20 protein-coding genes are annotated in these 23985 nt (G+C 65.2%); 15 read left to right on the top strand and 5 right to left on the bottom strand.

Features of this window, described 5'->3' with window-relative positions; genetic code table 11:
- The first annotated feature begins 34 nt into the window (after positions 1 to 34).
- The 4 genes from AC1DTF_RS09485 to AC1DTF_RS09470 all read left to right on the top strand — a co-directional run bounded on the left by AC1DTF_RS09485 (position 35) and on the right by AC1DTF_RS09470 (position 5646).
- Positions 35 to 1603, top strand: a complete 1569-nt coding sequence (locus tag AC1DTF_RS09485) for an LVIVD repeat-containing protein (RefSeq protein WP_477473881.1) — start codon at positions 35 to 37, stop codon at positions 1601 to 1603.
- Positions 1600 to 2214: a DUF305 domain-containing protein gene (locus AC1DTF_RS09480; protein ID WP_477473880.1), complete on the top strand. Its 615-nt coding sequence runs from the start codon at positions 1600 to 1602 to the stop codon at positions 2212 to 2214. Before AC1DTF_RS09485 ends, AC1DTF_RS09480 begins: the two co-directional genes overlap by 4 nt.
- A gap of 56 nt (positions 2215 to 2270) precedes the next feature.
- Positions 2271 to 3506: a PucR family transcriptional regulator gene (locus AC1DTF_RS09475; protein WP_477473879.1), complete on the top strand. Its 1236-nt coding sequence runs from the start codon at positions 2271 to 2273 to the stop codon at positions 3504 to 3506.
- Positions 3507 to 3639: 133 nt separating this feature from the next.
- A complete protein-coding gene (locus AC1DTF_RS09470; RefSeq protein WP_477473941.1) occupies positions 3640 to 5646 on the top strand; it encodes a fatty acid desaturase in 2007 nt (668 codons plus the stop codon).
- A 54-nt stretch (positions 5647 to 5700) separates the two neighbouring features.
- Here the strand turns inward: AC1DTF_RS09470 and AC1DTF_RS09465 are convergent, their stop codons facing one another.
- Both AC1DTF_RS09465 and AC1DTF_RS09460 read right to left on the bottom strand, forming a co-directional pair.
- Positions 5701 to 8100, bottom strand: a complete 2400-nt coding sequence (locus tag AC1DTF_RS09465; RefSeq protein WP_477473940.1) for an excinuclease ABC subunit UvrA — start codon at positions 8098 to 8100, stop codon at positions 5701 to 5703.
- 266 nt (positions 8101 to 8366) lie between these two features.
- Positions 8367 to 9062, bottom strand: a complete 696-nt coding sequence (locus AC1DTF_RS09460; protein ID WP_477473878.1) for a GntR family transcriptional regulator — start codon at positions 9060 to 9062, stop codon at positions 8367 to 8369.
- Between the two features lie 135 nt (positions 9063 to 9197).
- Here AC1DTF_RS09460 and AC1DTF_RS09455 point away from each other — a divergent pair, with 135 nt between their 5' ends.
- From AC1DTF_RS09455 to AC1DTF_RS09435, 5 genes are all read left to right on the top strand, one after another.
- Entirely contained in the window at positions 9198 to 10364 is a 1167-nt protein-coding gene (locus AC1DTF_RS09455; RefSeq protein ID WP_057167665.1) for a mandelate racemase/muconate lactonizing enzyme family protein, read from the top strand.
- Between the two features lie 132 nt (positions 10365 to 10496).
- On the top strand, positions 10497 to 11918 hold the full coding sequence (locus AC1DTF_RS09450; protein WP_477473877.1) for a cation:dicarboxylate symporter family transporter: 1422 nt from the start codon (positions 10497 to 10499) through the stop codon (positions 11916 to 11918).
- A gap of 146 nt (positions 11919 to 12064) precedes the next feature.
- The gene (locus AC1DTF_RS09445) at positions 12065 to 13012 is read left to right on the top strand and encodes a phosphoglycerate dehydrogenase (protein ID WP_477473876.1); all 948 of its coding nucleotides are present in this window, start codon (positions 12065 to 12067) and stop codon (positions 13010 to 13012) included.
- Positions 13013 to 13038: 26 nt separating this feature from the next.
- Positions 13039 to 14118, top strand: a complete 1080-nt coding sequence (locus AC1DTF_RS09440; protein WP_477473875.1) for a tartrate dehydrogenase — start codon at positions 13039 to 13041, stop codon at positions 14116 to 14118.
- An 11-nt stretch (positions 14119 to 14129) separates the two neighbouring features.
- Positions 14130 to 14945, top strand: coding sequence for a DUF5718 family protein (locus AC1DTF_RS09435; RefSeq protein WP_477473939.1), 816 nt, complete (start codon positions 14130 to 14132; stop codon positions 14943 to 14945).
- A 69-nt stretch (positions 14946 to 15014) separates the two neighbouring features.
- Here AC1DTF_RS09435 and AC1DTF_RS09430 read toward each other — a convergent pair whose 3' ends face one another.
- Complete coding sequence (locus AC1DTF_RS09430) at positions 15015 to 15617, bottom strand: TetR/AcrR family transcriptional regulator (protein ID WP_477473874.1); 603 nt, start codon at positions 15615 to 15617, stop codon at positions 15015 to 15017.
- A 70-nt stretch (positions 15618 to 15687) separates the two neighbouring features.
- Between AC1DTF_RS09430 and AC1DTF_RS09425 the strand changes: the two genes are divergently transcribed.
- From AC1DTF_RS09425 to AC1DTF_RS09415, 3 genes are read left to right on the top strand one after another with little or no spacing between them, the layout of a single operon-like run.
- Positions 15688 to 16860 (top strand): spirocyclase AveC family protein, encoded by a 1173-nt coding sequence (locus AC1DTF_RS09425; protein ID WP_477473873.1) that lies wholly within the window; start codon positions 15688 to 15690, stop codon positions 16858 to 16860.
- Positions 16857 to 17654: an AAA family ATPase gene (locus AC1DTF_RS09420; RefSeq protein ID WP_477473872.1), complete on the top strand. Its 798-nt coding sequence runs from the start codon at positions 16857 to 16859 to the stop codon at positions 17652 to 17654. Before AC1DTF_RS09425 ends, AC1DTF_RS09420 begins: the two co-directional genes overlap by 4 nt.
- A gap of 59 nt (positions 17655 to 17713) precedes the next feature.
- Positions 17714 to 19348, top strand: a complete 1635-nt coding sequence (locus tag AC1DTF_RS09415) for a nitric oxide reductase activation protein NorD (protein ID WP_477473938.1) — start codon at positions 17714 to 17716, stop codon at positions 19346 to 19348.
- Positions 19349 to 19410: 62 nt separating this feature from the next.
- Here the strand turns inward: AC1DTF_RS09415 and AC1DTF_RS09410 are convergent, their stop codons facing one another.
- A complete protein-coding gene (locus AC1DTF_RS09410; RefSeq protein ID WP_477473945.1) occupies positions 19411 to 19632 on the bottom strand; it encodes a hypothetical protein in 222 nt (73 codons plus the stop codon).
- On the opposite strand from AC1DTF_RS09410, the gene AC1DTF_RS09405 reads away from it, so the two are divergent.
- Positions 19526 to 20638, top strand: coding sequence for a spirocyclase AveC family protein (locus AC1DTF_RS09405; protein ID WP_477473937.1), 1113 nt, complete (start codon positions 19526 to 19528; stop codon positions 20636 to 20638). The genes AC1DTF_RS09410 and AC1DTF_RS09405 overlap by 107 nt on opposite strands.
- A gap of 56 nt (positions 20639 to 20694) precedes the next feature.
- Here the strand turns inward: AC1DTF_RS09405 and AC1DTF_RS09400 are convergent, their stop codons facing one another.
- A complete protein-coding gene (locus tag AC1DTF_RS09400; RefSeq protein ID WP_477473871.1) occupies positions 20695 to 21615 on the bottom strand; it encodes an alpha/beta fold hydrolase in 921 nt (306 codons plus the stop codon).
- Between AC1DTF_RS09400 and AC1DTF_RS09395 the strand changes: the two genes are divergently transcribed.
- Positions 21535 to 22836: a GGDEF domain-containing protein gene (locus AC1DTF_RS09395; protein WP_477473870.1), complete on the top strand. Its 1302-nt coding sequence runs from the start codon at positions 21535 to 21537 to the stop codon at positions 22834 to 22836. The genes AC1DTF_RS09400 and AC1DTF_RS09395 overlap by 81 nt on opposite strands.
- Positions 22837 to 22946: 110 nt before the next feature.
- Entirely contained in the window at positions 22947 to 23969 is a 1023-nt protein-coding gene (locus AC1DTF_RS09390) for a YihY/virulence factor BrkB family protein (protein WP_477473869.1), read from the top strand.
- Positions 23970 to 23985 lie beyond the last annotated feature (16 nt).

The raw sequence follows: 23985 nt of genomic DNA, 5'->3' as shown, positions 1-23985 counted from the left end.
CCTCTAAGTCATTAGAGGATGTAGTTTTGCCGCGATGGGGGAGACGACAGTCCGGGTGGCGCCGTCCGGGGAACATGATTCGCTGAGCAGATCGCGCGGCCATTGTTGGTTGGCGATTGCCGCCGCGGTGCTCCTCGTCGCGGTCAGCGCGGCAGCTCCGGCCAGTGCTGGTCTGCCGCCGGGGTTCGATCAGAACAACGACATCTGGTCGACGGCCGTGCCGGCCGCGACGTGCCGACCCGACGATCGTGTCGAAACCGGCCTGCAAGGCGAGGTTCCGCTGAACGACCGGGACTCGCGGCGCAGCATGGCGGGCTACAACTGCAACGTCGACCTGGTCGGCCAGTACCAGGGCCCGGGGGCGGGTTTTACCAGCGCGTCGTACCAGAACTGCGTCTACATCGGATCAACGCTCCCGCACACCGACGGCGTGCAGGTGCTCGACGTGTCCGATCCGGCCCATCCGCGGCCGACGGTGATACTGGATCAACCCGCGATGGTCAACGGAACCTGGGAGTCGCTGAAAGTCAACGAGTCTCGCGGTCTGCTGGCAGGCACCGGGGTACCGTTCCTCTTCGGACTGGGCTACATCTCCATCTACGACATCGCCACCGATTGCGCACACCCCCGGCTGCTGAACCAGGGCCGCGGATCGCTGCCCGGTGTGCGCATCCCGATGCTCACCCACGAAGGTGCCTTCTCGCCCGACGGCAACACCTACTGGGCCTCGGGCCAGATCTGGGCCAGTGCTGTCGACGTCGCCGACCCCGCCAATCCCGCGGTGATCTGGAGCGCCCCAGCAGGATTCGCCAGCCACGGGATGGACTTCACCCCCGACGGGAACACCATGTTCATGTCCACCGCCGCAGGGGTCAACGTCCTGGACACCACCGCCGTGCAATCCCGTGCCGCCCATAGAACAACGATGCACCAACTGCTTCCGCTGCGCGGCTACCGGCACTGGCACGACGGGTTGATCAGCCAGCACAGCATCTATGTCACCTACGGTGGGACGCCGCACCTGTTCAACATCGATGAGTTCGGTTCGGGCGGGGTCAAGATCTTCGACGCCGGCGACCTCGGCGATCTGCGCCTACGCACCACCATCAAACTGGAGATCAACCTCCCGCAGAATCTGGACCGGTGGGCGGCCAGCGCCTCCAGCAGCGGGGCCTTCGGATACGAATCGCACTACTGCAGTGTGGACAGCCGGGAGAATCCGCAAGCCCTGGCCTGCGGGTGGGCGCAGTCGGGGATCAGGGTGTTCGACGTCCGCGATCCCGACAACGTCCGCGAGATGGCCTATTTCAATCCGCCTGCGCAGACGGGCAAGAACGACCAGCTACCGAACTCGCAGCACGTACGGTTCGGCGGCATCGTGGTTCCGCCCGCCAGCAGCGCCATCTCGATCGCCCAGTCGATCCTCAACGGCCACATCAACGGTGACGATATCGTCCGGGACGGGCGCATCATCGGCCTGGACCTGTCCGCGGACTGGTGCATGTCGCCACCGGAGTTCCGCGGTGACCTGCTCTACGTCACGTGCTCGGACAACGGCTTCATGGCGCTGCGCCTCGACCCGTCGGTGTACCCGCCGCGATGACGTTGCGACGCCGTGCCGGCCGTGTTGTCCCATTGCTGTTGTCGGCCGTCCTGGGTGCCGGTGTGTACGCCGCGGTCGCGGACCGCGGCGAATCCGCACCACCACCTCTGTTGGCCGACAGCGACATCGGGTTCGCCCAGGACATGGCTGCACATCACCAGCAGGCGGTGACGATGACCGACATGCTCACCGGCGACACCCCGCCCGGCGTCCACGCACTCGCGGAACAGATCCGTTTCACTCAGCTCGCCGAGATCGGACAGATGACCGGTTGGCTGCAAATGGCCGGCGCCCCGCTCAGCGCGACCGAGCCGATGGCCTGGATGATGTCCGCTCGCACCGATCATGAGCAGCACGCGATGGGAATGCCGGGTATGGCCTCACCGGACGAACTCACCCGCTTGCAACGCAGCACCGGCCGCGTCAACCACATCCTGTTCTTGGAGTTGATGATTCGCCATCACCAGGGCGGAATCACCATGGCCGGCCACGTCGCCCGGAGCAGCAACGACGACACGATCCGCACCGCCGCCGCGGTCATGGTCGCCGAGCAGACCGAAGAGATCCAGGTCATGACGGTCCTGCTGGACGGGCTCAGAACCGACCCCTGACACCGTAAGTTCCGGATGTCGGCGTCGGCCATCGGCGTCGCGGTTAGTCTGCAGGCATGGACGCGCGCGAACCGGCTGACGGCGCGGTCGCCGGAAGGGGAGTCGCCGCCGCCCTGCTGGGGGATGTGTCCAGCCTGGCCGATGACATGCTGACCTACCTGGTCGATCGGATCCCGGAGGTCGGCGGGGATGCCGAACTTCGCGGCCTCACCCTGGGATCGTGCTCATCGAATCTCGAAGCGGTCCTTTCGATGTTCCGTCATGGGATCGACGTGTCGGCGGCCGAGGCGCCGGTCACCGCGCTCGAACACGCGCGGGCCATGGCCGCGCGGGGGCACAGCGTCGATGTGATGTTGCGGTTCTACCGCCTCGGTCATGAGTACTTCACCGAGAAGCTCTCCGGCTCGCTCGCCGACTGGATCGACGATCCCGCTGTCGCACTGCGGACCTTCGCCGATCTCGAGCGGTTCGGGTTCCGCTACATCGACCGCATCTCTTCTCTGGTGGCGGCCGAGTACGTCGCGGAGCTGGACCGTCGGCAAAACCAGGCACGTGCCGATCGCGACGACGTCGTGCGGGCACTGCTGGCCGGGGAACGTGTCGACAGCGCCAGGGCCGAACGGGTGCTCAGCCACCGGCTCACCGGCCGGCAGGTCGGGTTCGTGTGCTGGGCCAATGACCGCGGTGTCGATCTGGACGGATTCGCCAAACGTGTGGGTCGCCATCTCGGGGATGGTCATCCACTCGTCGTGGCGGACGGCCCACTCGCGGTATGGGGGTGGGCCTCGGCCACGGGGGAGGTGAAAAGCTCGACGATGGCGGCGGAACTCGCGGGCTCATCAGACCACGTTCACCTCGCGGTGGGCTCACCGCATCCGGGGGCCGCCGGCTTCCGCGCCACCCACCTGGAGGCGGTACGCACGCGCCGGGTCGTCGAACTGGCGGGGCGTGCGGCGCCGTCGATCACCGAATTCGGCGATGTCGCGCTGGTGGATGCGATCGCGCGCGACCTGGATACGGCACGGGCCTTCGTCGCCGCTCAGCTCGGCGACCTGGCGGCCGACGGCGGCAAAGAGCGCGGCGAGCGCGCCGCGCTGCTGGCTGTTCTCGACGCGCAGGGGAGTCTGACGGCCGCCGCGCGCACCTTGGGGATCCACAAGAACACGGTCCTGCAGCGGGTACGTCGTGCCGAAGAGCGCCGAGGCCGGCCCGTGACGGTCAAAGTCGCCGAGCTGCATGCAGCCCTGCTCGTGTGCGACGTGCTGGGAGCCTCGGTGTTGCCCGAGGCCTAGCCTCCCCGCCGGGTTCCGGTGCCAAAAGGATGTGCTGGCAGCACACTGTCGAGGGCTGCGAGGTCCTTGTAGACCGGCACCGGGCGTTTGTAGTTTGGGCATCTCAACCGAAGCGCGATCGAGGAGTCCGACAGTGACCACGACGGAATACTCCCCACCCCGTACTGCGGGCTCGCCGCACGCCCTGCCTGACCCGGGCGAGCAGGTACCCGCGCTGTCCTGGCCCATCGTCGGCATCTTCACCTTCGCGCTTGCGCTCTTCGGTGCGTCCACCTGGGCTGCCCTCACCGACACGTTGCCGGCGGCCGCCACCGTCGCCGCCAGCGCCGTCGCGATCTTCGTGTTGTTCACCGTCCTGCACGACGCTTCGCATTACTCGATCAGCTCTCGTCGTTGGGTAAATGTCGCATTCGGCCGCATCGCGATGTTCTTTGTCTCGCCGCTGATTTCTTTCAGGTCGTTCGCGTTCATCCACATCGAGCACCACCGCAACACGAACGACGGTGACGCCGATCCCGATCACTTCGTGAGCGCCGCACCGTGGTGGCAGCTGCCCCTCCGCTTCCCTGCCATGGATCTTCCGTACCTCCGTTTCCTGGTGCGCCACTGGCGCAAGCGTCCCCGCGCGGAGATCGCCGAAACGGCAGCATTGATGGTTGTCACGGTCGCGGTGATTGTGACGGCCGCTGTCACGGGCCATCTGTGGACCCTCGCGGTGATCTATCTGATTCCCGAACGGGTGGCCATGGCCGTGCTCGCCTGGTGGTTCGACTGGCTGCCGCATCATGATCTGGAAGACACCCAGCGCGAGAACCGTTACCGCGCCACCCGCAACCGCGTCGGCTCCGAGTGGATCCTGACCCCGCTGCTGCTGTCGCAGAACTATCATCTGGTCCACCACTTGCACCCCTCGATCCCGTTCTATCGCTATGTCGCGGCGTGGCAACGCAACGAGGCTGCCTATCTGGAGCGCGACTCGGCGATCAGCACTGTCTTCGGGCAGCAACTCGACGCACCGCAGTACCGCGAATGGAAACGGCTCAACGGCAAATTGGCTGCGCTGCTGCCGATTCGCATGCCCCAGCCCGCCACGCCGGGCGGTGTCGACACCCACCCGATCCCGGTCAAAAGCGTCGAGGGGCTGACGCCCGACAGCGTCAAAGTCAGTTTCGCCGTGCCCGATCATCTCACCGACGAGTTCCAGTTCCAGGCCGGCCAGCACCTGATCGTGAAACATCGCATCGAGGGCAAGGAGGTGCGGCGCAACTACTCGATCTGCACCTCGGCAGCGTCGGGAGAACTGGCGATCGGCGTGCGCCACGTTGCCGGTGGGGTGTTCTCGTCCTTCGCGGTCGAATCACTGCGTGCCGGTGACGTTCTGGAGCTGATGACACCCACGGGTAGTTTCGGCGCGCCCCTGCACCCGCTCGCCCGACACGACTATGTCGCGGTGGCCGCCGGTAGCGGCATCACGCCCATCCTGTCGATCATGCGCACCACCATGGAGATCGAAACCGACAGCCGCTTCACCCTCGTCTATGGCAACCGGACCGCCGACTCGACCATGTTCGCGGCCGAACTCGACGAACTCGAAGCGCGATACGCCGACCGGCTCCGCATTTTTCACGTCCGGTCCGCCGAAGCGCACCATCCCGAGTTCCTCCGCGGACGCATCGATCTGGCGATGATCCGGCGGCTGCTGGGCAGTCCCGTGACATCCATCGACCGGTGGTACCTCTGCGGCCCAAGCGATCTCGTCACGACTCTGCACCGTGGCCTCGTGGTCGAGGAGGTACCGACTGAGCAGATACACCTCGAACTGTTCCGCGGCCCCGCACAAGCCACACCCATCGACGACTATCCCGAATCCCAGGTGAGCGTCACGCTGTCCGGTGCGACGCACACCGTGGAACTCGCTCCCGGTGACTCCATCCTCGAATCCGCGTTGAAGAACAACATCGACGCGCCGTACGCCTGCCTGGGCGGCGCGTGTGGCACATGCAAAGCCAAAGTCACCGCCGGAGCGGTGTCGATGGAACAGAACTTCGCCCTCAACACAGCGGAGCTCGAGGCCGGCTTCATACTGACCTGTCAGTCTCGTCCCAGCACCGCAACGGTTGCCGTGGACTACGACGGCTGACGCAGCACCCAGGCCATCAGAATGCCTTGGCGTCGAAGCGCCGCGTTCAACAGTTCACGGCGCCACTCCCGCTGCGAGATAGCGGCCGGTGACGCTGGCGGTGGAGTGGGCGATATCGGCGGGCGTGCCGGTTGCGACGATGGTCCCGCCTGCGGCACCGCCTCCGGGTCCCATATCGATGACGTAGTCGGCGTTGGCGATCATGTCGAGATCGTGTTCGATGACGATCACGGTGGCACCTCGTGCGCCGAGGCGGTCGATGACGCCGAGCAGGACGCGGACGTCGAGAGGATGCAGTCCGACGCTGGGCTCGTCCAGCACGAACAGCGCATCGGACTGCTTGCGCCCGAGTTCGGTTGCGAGCTTGAGTCGTTGGGCTTCGCCGCCCGATAGCGCCGGGGTGTCCTCGCCCAGGGTGAGGTAGCCCAGCCCGAGGTCGATCAGGGTTTGCAGTTTCCGGTGTACCTTCGGCAGGTCCTCGGTGTCCTGCAGTGCCTGCTTGACGGTGAGCCCGAGGAGTGCGGGCAGGGATAGGCCGTCTCGCCGGATATCCTGTGCGGCTGGGGCATAGCGTGTGCCGTCGCAGTCGGGGCAGGGGATGTCGACGTCGGGCAGGAATTGCACGTCGAGCGAGATCTGCCCGGTCCCTTCGCAGCGCGGGCAGCGCAGGGATCCGGTGTTGTAGGAGAAGTCCGAGGCGGTCAGCCCGCGGCCCTTCGACGCGTCGAGGGCGGCGTAGACGCGGCGCAGCTCGTCGAGGACCCCGCTGTAGGTGGCGACGGTGGACCGCACGTTGGTGCCGATGGGAGTGGCGTCGACGACGTTGACGCGCTCGATGCCCGACGGTTCCACCGTCGCGATGTGTGCGGGCAACTGTTCGCCTGCCGCTATCGTCTGCAACGCCGGCACCAAGCTCTCCAGCACCAAGGTGGTCTTGCCGGAACCGGAAACGCCGGTGACGGTGGTGAGTCGGCCCTTGGGTATTTCGACGTCGAGGGCGTGCACGGTGTGTATCGGGAGCGTGGCCAGACGGATCCGACCCTGGTCGAAGAGTCGCTCGGAGGTGACGGCCTCTCGCACGCGGATCGGCTCTGTCCCGTCGAGGAACCCGGCGATCTGCGAGGACGGGTTACCCACCAGATCATCCAGTGTCCCCTCCGCGATGACAGTGCCGCCGTCGCTGCCGGATCCGGGTCCGATCTCGATGAACCAGTCGGCTTCGCGCAGGACCTGCACGTCGTGATCGACCAGCACCACCGAGTTCCCGTCGCGCAGCAGATCGCGGATGACACCGTTGAGGCCGTCGATGTTGGACGGGTGCAGGCCGATGGACGGTTCGTCGAGCACGTAGAGCACCCCGGTGGTCTGATTGCGCACCGCGCGGGAAAGTGCAACGCGTTGGCGCTCGCCGGTGGACAGCGTGGAACTGGGTCGGTCCAGACCGAGGTAGCCGAGGCCGAGTTCGACGAGCCGCTGCGCGATCTCGAACAGCTGCCCGGTGATCGCGGTCGCCATCGAACGCATATCGGCAGGCAATGTATCGAGGACCGTTGGCACCCAGTCGATCACGTCATCGAGGGTCATTGCCGTCGCCTCAGCGAGGTTGATCCCGGTCACCTGAGGAGCCAGGGCGCGTGCGCTCAGCCGGGTGCCGTGGCATGTCGGGCACGTGCCGGTATTGATGAACTTGTTGACCCGGTTGAGGCCACCTTCGCTGGCGGCTTTGTCGAGCGCCTCCTGTACGGCGAGGCGGGCGTTGCGGTAGGTGAAGTTGACCTCGAACAGTTTTCCGCTCTTCGACGGCACCGTGATGCGGTGCTTGTCGGCAGGGCCGTGCAGGATGACGTCGCGTTCGTCGTCGGTGAGATCGCGGTAGGGCACGTCGGTGCGCACGCCGAGCTCGCCCACCATCTGCGGCATGACGGTCAGGCCCATCATCTTCCACGGGGCGACCGCGCCGTCGGCGATCGTCCGTGACGGATCGGGAACCAGCAGTGCGTCATCGATCTCGCGCACCACCCCGAGGCCGCCGCAGGTCGGACATGCCCCGTCGGAGTTGAATGCGAGCGCCTCGGCACCCGGCGGGCTGAACGTGACGTCGCAGACCGGGCAGGTGAGGTCCAGGCCTGCGGCGACATCGATCGTCGGTTTCTGGCGGTGGCCGTTGGGGCAGACGTGCTCTGCCAGGCGGGAGAACAGCAGCCGCAGGACGTTGAGTAGTTCGGTCGAGGTACCGAAGGTGCTGCGGGCACCGGGTACACCCGGTCGCTGCCGCAGGGCCAGCGCGGCCGGGACGTGCCGGACGCTGTCGACGGTGGCCTTGGTGGCGTGCGACATCCTGCGCCGGGTGTAGGTCGACAGCGCCTCGATGTAGCGACGTGAACCCTCGGCGTACAGGACTCCCATCGCCAGTGATGACTTACCCGATCCGGAAACCCCTGCGATGGCCACCATTTGGTTCAGGGGCACGTCGACGTCGACGTTCGCGAGGTTGTGCACGCACGCACCACGTACCTCGATCGTGGTGGGTGCGGCGGCCGGTGTTTCACCCACGGCGATTTTCTCAGAGACCACAGGGCGCACCTCTCGCGGCGGAGGAACGGGAAGCCTGTCGACCACCCTGGACACAGGGTACGTAACTGGGTTCTTAAACAGTTTCAATCCGCCGCGGGCGGCGAGAAGCCTGAAACACGCTGCGGTCGGGCTGGAGCTGGCTTATCTCAAGCGATTTCGGATTTGGGGAACTGTCCTTCGAGGGCGTCGATCGCGGAGGCCGTCAGGCTGTTCTCGATATGTAGTCGCGCCAGCGCGTGCGCCGCGGCGGCATCGCGATCGACGACGAGTTCGAGCATCTGATGGTGCTGGTTGAAGTCGATCATCCGGGGTTCGTCCCCCGCGGGCAGCATCAGTCCGAGGCGCCGGTAGCGGTCGGACTTGGCCCACAGGTCATCAAGAGTCTTGATCATCACGTCGTTGTGCGCTGCGGCATACAGCGTGCGGTGAAAGGCGCTGTGGGCGCACAACCCGTCCTCTCCCCATTCCCGGGTGACCGGGACCAGATCGGCCAGTGCCGTCCGCATCACCGCGATGTCGTCGTCGGTGCGACGTTCGGCGGCCAGCGCCACCGCCGCGGGTTCCAGTGCCAGCCGCACCTCGAACAACTGGCGGGCCTCGTCCGCACCGATCGATGAGACTCGGGCGTCTCGGTGATTGTCGAGTTCGATGAGGCCCTCACCGCTGAGCCGGCGAATCGCTTCCCGCAGGGGTGTGATGCTCATCCGCATCTGCTCGGCCAGCTCGTACTGAGAAAGCCGTGAGCCCGCAGGTAGGCCGCCGCTGAGGATCAGTCGCCGCAATTCGGCGTAGGCAACGTCGCTCTTGCTGGAAAAGACGTTGGTGACCTGCGGTGATGTCATGTGCGCCCAATCTCGTTGCGTGAACCGATGTGACCAGTGCCACATATTGCCTCTTGTGCTGACCGTCACAGCAAGTCTAGCATCGGCAGTCATCAGTTACATCTCACATCTTATAAGATACAAGAAAGGTTGATCATGAAGATTCTCTCTGTCCACGAAGGTGTGGTGCCGATCAGTTCCTCCATCCGCAATGCGTGGATCGACTTCAGCTCGATGGACTGCTCGATCGTGGCGATCGTCAGCGACGTGATGCGCGACGGCGAACCCGTCATCGGGTACGGCTTCAACTCCAACGGTCGCTACAGCGCGGGGGAGATCCTGCGCCGTCGCGCGATTCCGCGTCTGCTCGATGCCGCCCCGGAAAGCCTGCTGAACGAGGCCGGTGACCTGGATCCGACACTGGCGTGGCCGATCATGATGAACAACGAGAAGCCCGGTGGCCACGGAGAGCGCTCCGTCGCGATCGGCGTGCTCGACATGGCCCTGTTCGACCTGGCCTCCAAGATCGCCGGCCAGCCGCTCTACCGCTACCTGTCCGATCGCTACGGCGACGGCCAGCCCGACGACTCGGTGTTCGTGTACGCAGCCGGCGGCTATTACGCACCCGGGAAGACGCTCGGGGACCTGCAAGACGAGATGCGCCGCTTCCTCGACATGGGCTACTCCGTGGTCAAGATGAAGATCGGTGGCACCGACCTCGCCGACGATCTCAAGCGCATCGAAGCGGTCCTGGAAGTCCTCGACGGCGACGGGTCCCGCCTGGCGGTCGACGTCAACGGCCGCTTCGATCTGCAGACCGCCCTGGACTACGGCCGGGCCATCGAACCCTATGGTCTGTTCTGGTACGAGGAGGTCGGCGACCCGCTCGATTACCGGCTCAATGCCATCCTCTCGGAGAACTACCGTGGCCCGATCGCGACCGGTGAGAACCTGTTCTCCGTCCAGGACGCCCGCAACCTCATCCGCTACGGCGGCATGCGCCCGGACCGCGACTACATCCAGGTCGACCCGGCCTTGAGCTACGGCCTCACCGAATATCTGCGCGTGCAGGAAATGTTGAAGGAGCACGGCTGGTCCTCGCGCCGCTGCATCCCGCACGGCGGGCACCAGTTCTCCCTGCACATCGCCGCGGCCCTCAAGCTCGGCGGCAACGAGTCCTACCCGGGTGAGTTCCAGCCCACCGGCGGCTTTGCCGATGACGCCGTCGTCTCCGACAGCCAGGTCGGGCTCACCGAGATCCCCGGCATCGGCTTCGAGGCCAAGAGCGCGTTCTACAAGGTGCTGCGCGAGCTGCACCACTGACCGCCGTTCCGGTGCCACCCGGTGTTCGAGGTCGGGCGGCGCGGCGCGCACCACACCCGCCGGCCGACCGGCGCATCACATCCAGGTCAGCCACTCGCGCGAAATACCTACCGGACCAAAGGAGTTCCCAAAATGTCCACCACCACCGCCACCGCACCACCCCGCCGGTCCAGATTCGGCAACCTGATACGCCAACTCTGGTTCCAGGTCATCATCGGCGCCGTCCTTGGCATCGCCGTCGGCATCCTGGCGCCGAACGTCGGCGCCGCGGTGACACCGCTCAACGACTGGTTCATCGGGCTGGTCAAGATGATCGTGGTCCCTGTCGTCTTTTGCGTCGTGACCCTCGGCATCGCCACCATGGACAGCCTTCGCCGAGCTGGCCGCATCGGCGTCAAGGCACTCGGCTACTTCTTCGTACTCTCACTGGTCTCGATGTTGATCGGCCTCGTGGTGGCCAACATCTTCAAACCCGGTGCGGGCATGAATATCGACGTCAACAGCCTCGATGCCAGCACCATCCCTGGCGTCGACTCGGGGGAGAAGGTCGGTTTCGTCCAGTTCGTCACCAACGTGATCCCCGAATCCCTGTTCGGCGCGATCACCGGCCACGCCATCCTTTCGGCATTGTTGGTGTCGCTGATGATCGGCTGCGCGCTCAATGTCACCAAGGCGCACAGCGCGCCGATCACCACGCTGATCGAGTCGCTGTCACACGTGGTGTTCAAGATCGTCGGCTGGGTGATGCGGTTGGCTCCCATCGGCACCTTTGGTGCTCTCGCCTCGGTCGTCGCCAAGTACGGTGCCTCCAGCCTGCAGCAACTCGGATTCCTCATCTTGCTGTTCACCGCCACCTGCATCGTCTACGTCGTCGTGCTGCTGGGGCTGATCTCCAAAGCCTGCGGCATGAATGTCTTCACGCTCATGCGGTACCTGAAGACCGAGCTGCTCATCGCGCTCAGCACTTGCTCCAGTGAAGCAATTCTGCCGCAGTTGGTCCGCAAGCTGGAACACTTGGGCTGCGGCAAACCCGTTGTCGGCCTCGTTATCCCGGCAGGATTCTCGTTCAACCTCGATGGCTCGGCGGTGTACCTCACCATGGCCTCGCTGTTCTTGGCGCAAGCCGTCGGCATCGATCTGTCCTGGCAGGAACAGCTCATCATGGTCGGCGTGATGATGCTGACCAGCAAGGGCACCGCCGGTATCGCCGGAGGTGCGTTCATCGTCCTGGCATCGACCATCACCGCCGTCGGTCACGTGCCGCTGGCCGCCCTCGCGCTGATCGTGGGTATCGACCGCCTCCTCAACGAGGGCCGGGTGTTCATCAACGTCCTCGGCAACGCCATCGGTACGATTGTGATCGCCAAGTGGGAGAACGACTTCGACGACGAGCAGGCACGTGAAGTGCTCGCCGGACGACGCGAGTTCACCATCGAAGCCGACGATGACGACCGCGAAATCGAATCCGGCACCGGCGAACATGCCGCGATCGACCGGCCGGCTGAGGACACAACGGTCCGCGGCAGCCGACACACCGCTGCCGCGTCATCGTGACCGTCACTCCGTAATCCTCGATGCTGAGGATGGCCGCCGCCCACGAACAGGGCGGCGGCCCGCGGTGCTCAGCGGGTGGCCACGGCCGAGCCATGCCGGATCGAGCACTCCGACCCGACCACGGACACGAAGAGTAGGAAGAAACGATGTCGCGCGTGCTGGTGACCACCGACTACATCGTCCCGGGCAGCGAGGTGGACACACTCCTGCGCCGCCACGGCCACGAGACCATCTACCGGCCGGCGACCAGACCACGACATCGCGAGGAAGCGCGAGCCTTGTTCGATGGCGTGCACGGCGCCATCATCGCCAGTGAGCCGGTCACCGCCGACATGATTGCGGACGCGACCGCATTGCGGGTGATCGCGCGCAGTGGCGTGGGGTACGACTCCATTGATGTCGCTGCCGCCACCGACCGTGGGATCCGGATCTGCAACACCCCGGGCGTGAACCACGACGCCGTCGCCGAGATGACTTTTGCCTTGATGCTGATGTCGGCGCGCCGACTCACCACCGTCATCGATGGCGTGCGGGCGGGCGGCTGGCCGCGTGACGCCGGACGCGAACTCCGCGGAACGACTTTGGGCATAATCGGTTTCGGGCCGAGCGGTCGCGCAGTCGCCACGCTCGCGACCGCTTTCGGGATGACTGTCCTGGTGCATACCGCCCACCCGGACAATGCTGCGACGGCGGTGCAGTTCGTCGACCGCGACGCCGTCCTGAACCGGGCTGACTACCTGAGCCTGCACACCAAGACCGATGACCGCACCCGACGGATGATCGATGCCTCAGCATTGGAATCGATGAAACCTACCGCCGTGCTCATCAACACCGCCCGCGGATCACTGGTCGACGAGGAGGCCCTCGTCGACGCATTGGACTCAGGTGAGATCGCTGGGGCAGCCCTCGACGTACTGGACGCCGAACCGTTGCCGGCCGAAAGCCGGCTGCGGGGCCGCGACGACGTCATCGTGACCTCCCATCTCGCCGGGCAGACCGTCGAGTCCCGGTCGCGGGCCGGTCTGAGCGCCGCCGCCGACGTCATCGCCGTCCTGGGCGGGCGCGAACCACGCCATCCCGTCAACAAACCCTGAACATGCACCGAAAGGACCTTCCCGACATGTCACGAACCCATCGCATCGCAGTCATCCCCGGCGATGGCATCGGTACCGAAGTGGTGCCCGAAGGACTCCGCGTCCTGGATGCGGCCGCGCACGCGTTTGACCTGGACCTCGACTTCGAGCACTTCGACCATTCCAGCGCCGACTATTACCTCAAGCACGGGAAAATGCTGCCCGACAACTGGTTCGGTGAACTGCAGGGGTTCGACGCCATCTACTTCGGTGCGGTCGGCTGGCCCGACGTGGTGCCCGATCACATCTCGCTGTGGGGGAGCCTGCTGCAATTCCGACGTGCGTTCGACCAGTACGTCAACCTGCGGCCGGTCCGGTTGATGCCCGGCGTGCCCAGCCCGCTGGCCGGACGCCAACCCGGTGACGTCGACTTCTATGTCGTCCGGGAAAACACCGAAGGCGAATACTCGAGCGTCGGGGGAAAGATTTTCGAGGGCACCGACCGCGAGATCGTCATGCAGGAAACCATCATGACGCGCACCGGTGTCGACCGCATACTCAAGTTCGCGTTCGATCTCGCCGCGACCCGGCCCAAGAAGCACCTGACATCAGCCACCAAGAGCAACGGCATCTCCATCTCCATGCCGTACTGGGACGAACGCGTACAGGCAATGGCCGCCAACTACCCCGACATCGATGTCGACAAGTACCACATCGACATCCTCACGGCGAACTTCGTCATGCACCCCGACTGGTTCGACGTCGTCGTCGCCTCGAACCTGTTCGGCGACATCCTGTCCGACCTCGGCCCCGCGTGCACCGGCACCATCGGCATCGCTCCCAGCGCCAACATCAACCCGGAGCGGAGGTTTCCCAGCCTGTTCGAGCCCGTGCACGGGTCCGCGCCCGACATCGCCGGAAAGGGAATCGCCAACCCGATCGGCCAGATCTGGTGCGCCTCCATGATGCTGGAGCACCTCGGTGAACCTGAGGCCGCCGCCGCAGTGCTCACTGCGGTCGAGGCGGTGCTGGCCCGCGGCGGTGACACGTTGACCCCGGACATGGGTGGAACGGCCACCACCGAGACTCTTGGACAAGCGGTTGCCGACGCGGTGACCGCGCTATGAGCGGCCCACGCATGATCACGCTCGACGATGCCGAGCTGCGGACATGGTTTGGGCTCGGTGTGGCCGGCAATTTCGCCGGCCACCTGGAACAGGCCGGGGAGGCGGCGGACTTCGTGAACGTCCGCTCCGAAGGATCCGCGCCCAAGGGCATCTTCCCCTGGTACGCACCGGGAAACGACACCTTCCTCGGTGCGTTTCCGCTGTCGCGCAACATGATCGGCCTGCCGGCGCCGGGCACCGTAGACGGCCCGCTCAACTTACAGATCGAGCCCGAGGTCGCTGTGGCGTGCCGCGTGTCGTGGCGTGGCGACACGGTGATGGGTGTGCAGCCCTTCGCGCTCGGTGCGTTCAATGACTGTTCGATCCGGCGGCCCAGCGCCGCGAAGATCAGTCACAAGAAGAACTGGGGAGCGGCGTGCAAAGGTGTTGCGCCACAGTTCTTCGAGATCTCGGATCTGGCGCCGGACGGCCCCACGTCCACGCTGCGGCTGGCGTGTTCTCTGCACACCGCCGACGGCCAGGAGCACGCCTATGGAGTCGACAGCCCGCTGTCGGGCTACTCGTACTACGGTGAGGTGCTATTCGACTGGATTGTCGAACGGCTCTCCAATCAGAAGGGCTCCCCGGACAGCCCGCTCGAGGATGTCGGCGCGTTGATGGCGGCCAGTGGTCACCCCGAGAACGTGCTGATCGGTATCGGGGCGACGAAGTACACGCCGCTGGGCGCAACGACCTTCCTTCAGCCCGGCGACCAGGCCGTTGTCCAGGTCTACGACACCCGATCCGGAGCAATCTCCGAACTGCGACAGATGGTCTCGGCGAGCTGACGGTTCGCATCGTCGAACTCCGGCGGCCGCCGAACTGTCGGTCGCAGCGCCCGTGTCTCTGGAGACAGGTCAGCTCAGTTTGATGGCGGACATGTACATCTCCACGATCGGCCGGTAGAGATCGACATCATCGAGTTGACTCCCCAGCACCACTGAGTCACTGGTGGCTACCAGGACCTGGGCGAAGGTCAGGGGAGGTATGAGCAGCGTCGCGCCGATGCGCTCCATGCCCTCGATGATGAATCGACTGAGCGCCTCGACAACTTCGGAACGTTTGCCGGCGACGCGTTCCCGCGCGTCGGGGTTGCGCAGCAGGTAGAGGGTGAACTCGTGGCCCAGTGCACTGTGCTCGGCAYCCCGGTCGAGGCTCAACTGTCGCCACCTCGCGGCGATGGCGTCGAGTTCGTGCGCACCGACCTCGGTGGCCGAAGACAGCACCTCGGCAAAATTGTCGAAGTAGCGGCGCCAGTAGCGGTCGCTCACGGCGAAGAACAGTTCTTCTTTGGTATCGAAGTGCTTGTAGATCGCGCCCTTCGTGTAGCCGGCAGCCCGAGCGATGTCGTCGAGGCTGGCAGGGGCGAATCCCTTGTCGGCGAACACCTCTTCGGCGGCATCCAGCAGCAGTGCGCGGGTGCGCTCGAGGCGACGCTCGCGTGTCCACTGCTCGACCATGCGCCCATTGTGGCACAGGATCCGAGAAACTATAGAGTTGACCAGATACTGAGTGGTATCTTCTTCGTCTATGAGTGARCTGTCCAACCGAAGCGACCCCACAGTCACCGAGTCTGTCAGCGCCGCAACGCTATCCACCGCCGGGGTGAAGCAGAAGTCGAATACGGTCAAGATCCTCGCCGTCGTCGGCGGCCTGATCCTCGCGATGCAGATATATGTGTGGATCCGGTGGATCACCGGGCCCTACTTCGAGCGGGTGCCTCAAGGGCCGAGTGAACCCCCGCTCTTCATGAAGATCCCGCTCATGGCGAACGCGATCATTCTGTGGCTCGCTCTGCCGTTCGCGCTGTGGTTCTTCTTCATCAAACCGTGGCGTCAAGAACGCAGGATCACTCTCGACGGCATGCTGTTGATATCCATGGGCCTGATGTTCTTCCAGGACCCGTTCCTGAACTACTTCAACACCTGGTGTACCTACAACACCTGGCTGTTCAACATGGGTTCGTGGGCCCCCTATATTCCCGGGTGGACCTCGGCAGAGGAGCCCGGCGMCATGGTCGCCGAGCCGCTGCTGACCAACGCGCCGGGTTATGCCTATGGCGTGCTGATGATCACCATCATCGGCTGTTGGATCATGCGCAAGATCAAGACGCGCTGGCCCAATATCAGCACGCTTCGGTTGATCGCCGTTACGTACGCCATCGCGTTCGTCTTCGATTTCGTGATGGAAGCCCTCGTCCTCCTTCCGACCGGGCTCTACACCTATCCCGGAGCCATCAGGGCACTGTCGTTCAACGCAGGCACCTACTACCAGTGGCCGGTGTATGAGGGCTTGATGTGGGGTGCGGTCCAGACGGCATTGTGTTGCCTGCGGTTCTTCACCGACGATCGCGGCCGCACCATCGTCGAACGCGGACTCGACAGCGTCCGTGGAGGATTCGTCCGGCAGCAGTTCACCCGCTTTCTCGCCATCTTCGCCGGCGTGAGCGCGTGCTTCTTCATCTTCTACAACATCCCGGCGATCTGGTTGGGCATGCACGCCGATCCCTGGCCCGAGGACCACATGAAGCGGTCGTACTTCAACGGTGGAATCTGCGGTGACGGCACGGACAAGCCCTGTCCGCACCCGGACCTGCCGGTACCGACCAGACATTCGGGTTACATCAACACCGACGGAGTGTTCGTGCTCCCCGAAGGCGCGACCATGCCACCGGTCATCCCGTTCGAACGGAATGGAGAATGATCGAAACTCATTCGCGTGCACCTTTTTACCGCGCAGTCGGTGAGGAGGTGGAGGTCTTCCGTGCCGCCGCGGGCCGGGGACTACCGGTACTGCTGAAAGGACCGACGGGCTGTGGCAAGACCCGCTTCGTGGAAGCGATGGCCCACGAACTCGGGCGCGAGCTGATCACCGTTGCCGGGCACGAGGATATGACGTCGGCGGATCTGGTGGGCCGGTTCCTGCTGAAGGGCGGTGAGACCGTCTGGGTGGACGGTCCGCTCACCCGTGCCGTGCGCGAAGGCGCGATCTTCTACCTTGACGAGATCGTGGAAGCTCGTCAGGACACCACTGTCGTGATCCATCCGCTCGCTGATCATCGCCGTGAACTCCCCGTCGACCGGCTCGGCGTGACTTTGCCTGCGGCGCCAGGCTTTCAGCTGGTGATCTCCTACAACCCCGGCTATCAGAGCGTCCTGAAGAGCCTCAAGGAATCGACCCGCCAGCGCTTCATCGCCATCGAGCTCGGCTTCCCGCCACCGGAAGTCGAAACCGAGGTGGTCGCATACGAGGCCGGGATCGAGTTCGCGACCGCCCGTTCCTTGGTGCGACTGGCGAACGCCATCCGGAACCTGGATGGATCACCGCTGCGCGAAGGATCGTCGACCCGGATGCTGATTCTCACCGGCGGACTCGTGGCCGAGGGACTCAACCTGCGCAGCGCCGTTCAAGCGGGGATCGTCCAGGCGTTGTCCGATGACGCCGACATCGTGCGTGCCCTGGGTGAACTGGTCGACGCGGTGTTGCTCGGAACGTGAGCACTCCGGGTCGACTTCGGTTCGTCGCCACCTTCATCGCCGGCAGGTCGGTAGAGGTGATGGAAGCACCGGCTGGTCAGCCGGCGTATACCGACGGCAGGGTCGTCTTCGTCACGGCGGGAAGCTCGCCGGTGCATCAACGCCGCGAAATGCTGTTACAGAGCGCACTTCTCGGTGCCGGCAGCCTGGACGCAGTACATGTCAGGGCCTTGCGAGCCCGGCCTGCCCTCGCCCGGCGCTATCTGGCACTCGAAGGTCACCGAGTGCTGGGGGAGTTGGCGGAGCGGCTGCCGCTTGCCGCTCAGCTGCACCTGCCCGGCACAGCGCGTACCGCAACCAGCGGCGAGTCACTCGCGATGGCACGGAGTAGAAAGCACCTCGCCGATGCCCCGGAGTGGTTCGGCGTCATCAGACCGTCCAGTCTGTTCGCCAACCCGATCGGACCCGGCGCAACGGCCACCGACGAGGATCTCGCGCTGCACTTCGATGTTGCCGGGCTGTCGGGGGACGACGAAACCGATGACGACGCTTCCGAGGACGACGACGAGCCCGGTGGCGAGAGCAAGATCCTCAAGTTGTTCGCGGCACCCGTCAACTCCGAGGCGCTGTCGAACTTCCTGCGCAAGCTGTTCGGCGGTGCACGTTCCTCCGGGGACGAGGCTGCCGGCGGCGATTTGCGGGTCGGCTCCATCCGCCGGGTTCAGGAGGTCGGCCTCAACGCCCGACCGTCGCCGACGCAGATCCGATTCACCGACCGGGGCGCGCCCGGAGCTGCGATCGGGGTTGGCGGCGCCCTGTATCCGGAGTGGGACGTCCACCACAACAGATACCGATCCGACTGGTGCCGGGTCATCGACTTCCCTTTGACGACCCAGGCAGACGTGTCCGCTGCCGAGGTGCCGCACGATGATGTGCTGCGCCGGCGCCTGTCCCGAGTTGGCCTGGGTCCCAAACGGTTGCGCGGCCGGGCGGATGGCGACGAGCTGGACACCGAAGCGCTCGTTGCCATGTCGGTGGACCTGCGCTCCGGGTACTCACCCCCGGAGAACGTCTACATCGAACGACGCAAGCTGGAACGCAACCTGGGCGTCCTCATCCTGGTCGACGCATCCGGATCGGCCACCGACGCCGACCCAGACGGCCTCGCCGTGCACGAGCATCAGCGCCGGGCAGCGGCCACCATCGCGGCCACCCTGGAAGAACTCGGTGATCGGGTCGCCGTCTACGCCTTCCGGTCGCAGGGCCGCCACGCCGTGCACCTACCGGCCATCAAGACTTTCGGGCAGCGTTTCGGCGCGGTGGCACGGGCCCGGCTCAACCAGTTGCAGCCGTCGGGTTACACCCGTCTGGGCGCCGGTATCCGTGGGGCCGGCGAGATCCTGAAAAACGAAGCAGGCACGCCGAACCGTCTGCTGGTGGTGCTCTCGGACGGCTTCCCTTACGACGACGGCTACGAGGGCCGCTACGCCGAAGCCGACACTCACAAGGCACTCGAAGAACTGCGTGCCGACGGTATGGCCTGCCTGTGCCTGTCGATCGGGGCCGGCATCGACAGCGAGGCGATTGCCCGCGTCTTTGGCTCGGCGTGCTCTGCCACCGGCACTGCACTGGCCGACCTGAGCCCGCGGATGGACGAGCTGTTCCTCTCGGCGCTGCAGGAACTCGCGGCACCCCAGGGGCCGACGCCTCGGTGAACCTGCGTGTTCGCTGTGAGTTTTGAAAGTCTACTCGGTAACTCAGATACCTATCAGTATCTTTAGGTGATCGCGGACGCGCCGCCCACGTGGTGTGGCGCATCGAGAAGGAGTTGATTCGTGAGCGAGGCATCGAATGCAAGGTCGGAAATTACCGAGTCAGCAAGCGTGGCAACGCTGTCCAGCGGAGACGTGAAGCAGAAGTCGAACACCGTCAGGATCTTCGCCGTCATCGGCGGCGTTCTTCTGGCATTCCAGCTGTATGTCTGGATCAGCTGGGTCACCGGACCGTACTTCGAGCGAGTGCCGTCGGGTCCGTCGGAACCGCCTCTGTACATGAAGATCCCGCTGCTGGCGAACGCGATCGTTCTGTGGCTCGCTTTGCCGTTCGCCCTGTGGTTCTTCTTCATCAAACCGTGGCGCCAAGAACGCAGGATCACTCTCGACGGCATGCTGCTGGTCTCGATGGGCCTGATGTTCTTCCAGGATCCGTTGCTGAACTATTTCAATACCTGGTGCACCTACAACACCTGGTCGTTCAACATGGGCTCCTGGTCATCGAACATCCCGGGTTGGGTGTCCCCGGAGGAGCCCGGCGCCATGGTCGCCGAGCCGCTGCTGACCAACGCGCCGGGTTACGCCTATGGGGTGCTGATGATCACCATCGTCGGCTGTTGGATCATGCGCAAGATAAAGACGCGCTGGCCCGGCATCAGCACCCTGCGATTGATCGCCGTCACCTATGCGATCTCTTTTGCCTTCGACTTCGTCATGGAGGCACTGGTGATGCTGCCGATCGGGTTCTACACGTACCCCGGCTCCATCCGAGCGGTCTCCTTCAATGCCGGCACCTACTACCAATGGCCGATCTATGAAGGGTTGATGTGGGGAGCGGTCCAGGCGGCACTGTGTTGTCTGCGGTTCTTCACCGACGATCGCGGTCGCACCATCGTCGAGCGCGGACTCGACAGCGTCAGAGGCGGATTCGCCAAGCAGCAATTCGTTCGGTTCCTGGCGATCTTCGCCGGCGTCAGCTCCTGCTTCTTCATCTTCTACAACGTCCCGGCGCAGTGGATAGGTATGCACTCCGACCCCTGGCCCGAGGATCATCAGAAGCGTTCGTATCTGATCGGCGGCATCTGTGGCGAAGGGACCGACAAGCCATGCCCCAACCCAGATCTGCCAATACCGACGAAGCACTCCGGCTACATCAATACCGATGGCGAGTTGGTGCTTCCGGATGGTGTTCAGGTTCCGCCGATCATCCCCTTCGAAAGACCGGGTGAGTGACGTCGGCAGGACTCATCCGCGGATACGGCCGTATCGTCTGCAGCGGCGGGAAGTGCTCAGCTGGACCGGTGCGCATGCACGATGGCCTCAGCGAACGCATGCGGAGCCTCCTGCGGCACGTTGTGCCCGGCCGGCACCGCGCGGATGTCGAGCAGCGCAGCGAAATGCGATTCATGCGTCGCGCGCGGGGGTGGGTTCGGAACGAGCGGGTCCAGGGTCGGATCGATGATGACGGTGGGCACCCCGATGCGCGGCTGGGCGGCGAGCCGATCTTCCACGTCCCGGTAGGCCGGATCGCCATCGACCAGGCCGTAACGGTGCCGGTAAGAGTGCACCACGACCTCGACGAAGTCAGGGTYGTCGAAAGACCGTGCAGTGGCCTCGAACTGGGCTTCGGTGAAGTCCCACGTCGGTGACCACTCCTGCCACAGCAAGTGTGCGAACTCTCGACGATGTGCGTCCAGCCCTGCCGCACCGCGCTCGCCGTGCAGGTAGTACTGATACCAGTAGTTCCGTTCGAACTGAGGGAGCGCCGGGGTGTCGGCGGCCGCGATGTTCTGCACGTTGTAGCCGGACACCGTCACCAGCGCGCTCACCGATTCCGGCCAGAGCGCGGCGGTGATGCACGCCGCGCGCCCGCCCCAGTCGAAACCGGCGACGATCGGCCGGTCCAGGTCGAGGGTGCTGATCAGCGCGCGAAGGTCCGCGGCCAGAGCGGCTTGCTGTCCGGAGCGGGGCGTCGCCGCGTCGAGGAAACGGGTCGGGCCGTAGCCGCGCAGGTAGGGCACGACCACGTGCGCTCCCGCCGCGCACAGGTGTTCGGCCACCTCGTCGTAACCGCGTACGTCGTAAGGGAATCCGTGCAGTAGCACCACCGGCCACCCGCCGTCGTCGCCGTGGCGCTCCACGGCGACATCGAGCACACCGGACTGCACCATGGCGAACATCGGCTTGTCAGCGGGACGCTGGTCGACCACACGTCGACTATATGGGTGTTCGGTCACCACAACATCGGTCAGGCTGATTTCACGGTTGGCGCCCGTTTCACCCGGGGTCGTCACCATGCCGTGGCAGCATCGTCGGCACGGCATGCGGGGACAGGGGGCGAAACGGTGCACGGTGGTCCGGCCGGTGGTCTCGCGGGGTGGTGGCGCCAGCCGGATCGCTACGACTGGGTGGTGCAGCTGGTGGAGACCAGTGGCTACGGGCGGTTCACCCGATCAGGTGTGGCCGCGTCCTGCGCGGCGATCGGTGCCTGGCCGCTTCTGATGGTATTCAGCGCGCAGGGTGTCACCGGGACCGCCAGCCGGATCGTGACCGCGGTGTGCGGTGTGCTCGCCCTGATCTTCGCGTGCTGGTGGGTGTCCGGATGGCCGACCTGCCGACAATCGAAGGTCATCGTGGTGATGCTGAACGCGACCATCGCGGTCAATTGCGTGCTCTACATCCTGGAGGACAAAGCGGTTACCGGCACGCTCGCGTTCGCGCTCACCGCGAGCTACGTGGCCTGCGTGCACACCCTGCCGCACCTCACGGTGGTGCTGGCAATGGCCGTGGTGCCCATCGCCTTGAGCATCGTCACCGAGACACTGGCGGGCGACCCGTGGGTCGGTCTGGCAGATGGCGCGCTGCGCCTCGCATCGGTCATCGTGGTCCCGATGTCGCTGCGGACACTGGTGCAATTGCTCGGGGACACCGCCGTGCTCTCCGACATCGATCCGCTCACCGGCCTGGCCAACCGCCGCGGTCTGTTTCGCGCGATGGGTCAGCTCGTCGGTGCCGCGGCATCGCAAGGCCGTACTCGTGTCAGCATGACGATGATCGACATCGACGATTTCAAGTCCATCAATGACACGCGCGGGCACACCGCCGGTGATCAGGTGCTGGTCGCCCTCGCGCAGTCGCTTCGTCGGGCCTGCCCCGGTGAGTCGGTGATCGCCCGGATCGGCGGCGAGGAATTCGCCATCGTCACAATCGGCCGTCCCGATGCCGCGCTGCAGATGGCCGAAAGTCTGCGCCTCGAGTTCCGGGAGGCGCCGGCGAATTTCACCGCCAGCATCGGCATCKCCACGTCAGCTTTGGCGACCCGTGGCGCGGTCGACACCATCGCGCTGACCGAACACCTCCTCGACGCCGCCGACCACGCCATGTATGCCGCCAAGCGCGCCGGCGGTGACCGCGTCGAGATCGCCCACTGAGTTCTGGCGAGGTCCCGAGCCTGCCCATCCTGCAGTCTCGCGTGAGAAGCGCGCGTCAACTGGGTACTCCTGCTCGTCGGCACTGGGCCGGGTGGTGGGTGGAGGACACGATGCTGGGATGGCTCGATCGTTTGCAGCAGCGCAGCCGGGCGGCCGGCTTCGCCATCGCCGTCATCTACAAGTACGTCGATGACCAGGCCAATTACCTCGCCGCGCTGATCACCTACTACGCCTTCGTCTCCTTGTTCCCGCTGCTGCTGCTGCTCACGACGGCGCTCGGGGTGGTGCTGCGGGACCGGCCCGAGTGGCGCGAGCAGATCGTGGACTCCGCGATCAGTCAGCTTCCGCTGCTCGGCAACCAACTCAGCGAACCGAATGCGCTCAGCGGCGGCACGACYGCAGTGGTGATCGGCATCGCCGGCGCCCTCTACGGCGGCCTCGGCGTGGGCACGGCGTTGCAGAACGCGATGGACACCGTGTGGGCCGTGCCCCGCTATGTTCGCCCCGACCCGATCAAGGCGCGGGTGCGCAGCCTGATGCTGCTGATCGTGCTCGGGTCGGCGCTGATCGCCACGACGCTGCTCACCGCGGTCGGTAAGAATTGGGCCGACCTGGGCTTTGTCGGGACCGCGGGCGTCGTCATCGCGTCGCTGGTGCTGAACACCGGCGTCTGCGTCGTRGCCTTCCGGGTCACCACCGTGCGGTCGTTGACCGTCCTGCAGGTGCTGCCCGGGGCGGTGCTCGCCGCGGTGCTCTGGCAGATGCTGCAGTGGTTCGGCGCGACCTACGTGTCCTCGGTGGTCGCGTCGGCCAGCGTGACCAACAGTGTGTTCGCGATCGTGCTCGGCCTGCTGGCATTCCTGTACCTGGTCGGTACGTCACTGTTGGTGTGCGCCGAGATCAACGCGGTACGGGTGGACCGGCTGCATCCGCGCGCGCTGCTCACACCCTTCACCGACAACGTCGACCTGACCGCCGCCGATCGCCGCATGTACGCAGGGCAAGCGGAAGCCCAGCAGGCCAAAGGATTTCAGCGGGTGAATGTCAGCTTCGACGAACCCGAYGATGCAGTCGGCGACGACGACGGCGTTTCCGGCAGGCAGGGCGAGGGTATTGCGGGGGCAGGCCATTAGAGGGGAGGGACGCCTG

Source organism: Mycobacterium sp. P4_H6 (assembly GCF_056400845.1).
This window is presented reverse-complemented; position numbering and strand designations above follow the sequence as displayed.